This is a genomic window from Flavobacterium difficile (genome assembly GCF_011392115.1).
Lineage (GTDB): Bacteria > Bacteroidota > Bacteroidia > Flavobacteriales > Flavobacteriaceae > Flavobacterium > Flavobacterium difficile.
On record NZ_JAAJBT010000015.1, the window covers coordinates 1 to 2,500 of the forward strand.

A 2,500-nucleotide genomic window follows, 5' to 3' on the forward strand; every position below is an offset into this window, starting at 1 on the left:
TCCGCTATATTTTTTACAATCCCACCCGAAAGTTTAATAACCTTTCGGGTGTTTTTGTAAAAAGATGCCGCTACTATCAGGGCTATGGGTTTTGTTTTTAGAATAAAATTTAGTTTTAAAAGGCTGTTTCGGGATGGTTTTGAGAGTTGAGTTTATATAAATGCTTAGAAAAAGGAGTTGTTTTGCTGGAAATTTTAGATTTATAAAATTAATTTCCGACATGAGATGCTGTATGAGGTCTAATAAATGGGTAAAAATTTCGCATTTGTTTAAAAGGGATTAAAAAACTTTAGTTTGTAACTTATTGCAAACCAATTGACAACAAAATACTTTAAAAAAAGATTAAATAATTGTTAGGAATTACGAATTAAAGTACTAGTTTTGCACCCGCAATGAGAGAGACGTTCTAGTGTATAATGATAAACAAATCGGAAAAACATTTTTAAAAAAAGATGAAAAAAGATTTGGAAATTAAAATATAAAGATGTTATCTTTGCACCCCGCAAGAGAGGGAGTTCTTACAAATAATGATTGATTAAAACGGGATGAAAATTTTCTCAAAAAAAAGTTTCAAAAAGTTTTGGTAATTAAAAAAAAGGTTCTACTTTTGCACCCGCTAACACAGAGAGCATCGCTCGAAGTTGAGGTGATAAATAAGAGAAGACAAGTTCATAGACATATTGGATTGACAGCATATAAGAATAAGAGTAATATCTTTTTCGAGTATTATAAAGAATTGAATACCTAGCAAAATGATTATCGTCGATAAAATAATTAGATAGTGATATCTTAAAAAATCTACGATGAAGAGTTTGATCCTGGCTCAGGATGAACGCTAGCGGCAGGCTTAACACATGCAAGTCGAGGGGTAGAGGAAGCTTGCTTCCTTGAGACCGGCGCACGGGTGCGTAACGCGTATACAATCTACCTTTTACAGAGGGATAGCCCAGAGAAATTTGGATTAATACCTCATAGTATTTTCGGATCGCATGATTTGATTATTAAAGTTCCAACGGTAAAAGATGAGTATGCGTCCCATTAGCTAGATGGTAAGGTAACGGCTTACCATGGCGATGATGGGTAGGGGTCCTGAGAGGGAGATCCCCCACACTGGTACTGAGACACGGACCAGACTCCTACGGGAGGCAGCAGTGAGGAATATTGGACAATGGGCGCAAGCCTGATCCAGCCATGCCGCGTGCAGGAAGACGGTCCTATGGATTGTAAACTGCTTTTATACAGGAAGAAACACTCGGACGTGTCCGAACTTGACGGTACTGTATGAATAAGCATCGGCTAACTCCGTGCCAGCAGCCGCGGTAATACGGAGGATGCAAGCGTTATCCGGAATCATTGGGTTTAAAGGGTCCGTAGGCGGTTTAATAAGTCAGTGGTGAAAGCCCATCGCTCAACGATGGAACGGCCATTGATACTGTTAAACTTGAATTATTAGGAAGTAACTAGAATATGTAGTGTAGCGGTGAAATGCTTAGAGATTACATGGAATACCAATTGCGAAGGCAGGTTACTACTAATATATTGACGCTGATGGACGAAAGCGTGGGGAGCGAACAGGATTAGATACCCTGGTAGTCCACGCCGTAAACGATGGATACTAGCTGTTCGGAGCAATCTGAGTGGCTAAGCGAAAGTGATAAGTATCCCACCTGGGGAGTACGTTCGCAAGAATGAAACTCAAAGGAATTGACGGGGGCCCGCACAAGCGGTGGAGCATGTGGTTTAATTCGATGATACGCGAGGAACCTTACCAAGGCTTAAATGGGGATTGACCGGTTTGGAAACAGACCTTTCGCAAGACAATCTTCAAGGTGCTGCATGGTTGTCGTCAGCTCGTGCCGTGAGGTGTCAGGTTAAGTCCTATAACGAGCGCAACCCCTGTCGTTAGTTGCCAGCGAGTCATGTCGGGAACTCTAACGAGACTGCCAGTGTAAACTGTGAGGAAGGTGGGGATGACGTCAAATCATCACGGCCCTTACGCCTTGGGCCACACACGTGCTACAATGGCCAGTACAGAGAGCAGCCACTTAGTGATAAGGAGCGAATCTTCAAAACTGGTCTCAGTTCGGATCGGAGTCTGCAACTCGACTCCGTGAAGCTGGAATCGCTAGTAATCGGATATCAGCCATGATCCGGTGAATACGTTCCCGGGCCTTGTACACACCGCCCGTCAAGCCATGGAAGCTGGGGGTACCTGAAGTCGGTCGCCGCAAGGAGCTGCCTAGGGTAAAACTGGTAACTAGGGCTAAGTCGTAACAAGGTAGCCGTACCGGAAGGTGCGGCTGGAACACCTCCTTTCTAGAGACATAAGATAGTCATTTAGGTTTCAATTATAATATGAATAAGAGATTTACTCTTGCTGTTAGTTCAAATAATACAATAAAACAAAACAGAGTCTCGTAGCTCAGCTGGTTAGAGTACTACACTGATAATGTAGGGGTCCCCAGTTCGAGTCTGGGCGGGACTACAAATTTTGTTTTAA

1 tRNA gene and 1 rRNA gene are annotated in these 2,500 nt (G+C 42.5%); both read left to right on the forward strand.

Going from position 1 to position 2,500, the window contains the following annotated elements:
* The first annotated feature begins 800 nt into the window (after positions 1-800).
* Positions 801-2,316 (forward strand): 16S ribosomal RNA (locus tag G4D72_RS13210).
* A 95-nt stretch (positions 2,317-2,411) separates the two neighbouring features.
* Positions 2,412-2,485: transfer RNA gene (locus tag G4D72_RS13215), tRNA-Ile, on the forward strand.
* The last annotated feature ends 15 nt before the right edge of the window (positions 2,486-2,500 follow it).